General features: G+C 61.1%; 2 pseudogenes. One reads left to right on the top strand and one right to left on the bottom strand.

The annotated features are described in order from the left end of the window. A pseudogene (locus tag EOC94_RS34290) lies at positions 1-238 on the bottom strand (hypothetical protein); the annotation flags it as partial. A gap of 154 nt (positions 239-392) precedes the next feature. Between EOC94_RS34290 and EOC94_RS33400 the strand changes: the two are divergent. Further along, a pseudogene (locus EOC94_RS33400) lies at positions 393-692 on the top strand (hypothetical protein); the annotation flags it as partial.

The following is a 692-nucleotide window of genomic DNA, read 5'->3' as shown; positions in this document are numbered from 1 at the left end:
AATAAAAATCGTCGATCGTCGCGACGGTGAAGGCAAAGCCTGGAAAGGTTTTGTTGAGGGCAGGGGCGAGCTCGGCGTCGGCCGACTGCGCCTGCAGAGATGTGAGCACGGTTTCGACGGAAGCGGGGTCGGGCAGGCGGACGGGTTTTTCTTCGCTCATGCCAGGCGGCCTTTCTCGCGCGGCGGAAAGCCGCCTTCTATGTCGTTCGCGGCCGCGCGGGACGTCGCCGGCGGCCATCCTGGGGCCGAAAATGACTGATTTTGGCGGCGAGATCAATCACTATCGATAAGAGGTGATTATCGATAGTCATAAAGACGTCGAAGAAAGTCCCAAGCAAATCAACCTAACATCGAGATAGCTTGACTAACGCGAATCAGCCATCATGAAAACAATGGCTTACACGCTCGACAAACTGCCCCTGGAAACCCTGATCGGACCGGTTGCCCGCGCAACCGAAGCCCTGGCCCGGCTCGACGAGCGCCTGACCCGCTCGCCGGTCCGCGACGGTTTTGTCGAGCGCCAGCATTTTGCCGACGCGGCCGCCGCGCTCTGGCTCGAGGGCGAGCTCGTCCACCTCGAGGATCTTGTCCTGCACGACGCCCACATGGACATCCGCGCCCCAACCCACGAACTCACCCGCGCGCATGCCGTCTTACGCGTCCGCCGGCGAATTTTGTCGCAAAAGCCGGAC

Source organism: Mesorhizobium sp. M6A.T.Ce.TU.016.01.1.1 (assembly GCF_003997065.1).
In the GTDB taxonomy this organism is placed as follows: Bacteria; Pseudomonadota; Alphaproteobacteria; order Rhizobiales; family Rhizobiaceae; genus Mesorhizobium; species Mesorhizobium mediterraneum.
Note: the sequence above shows the minus strand (reverse complement) of the source record. Positions and strands in the feature narration are given on the sequence as shown.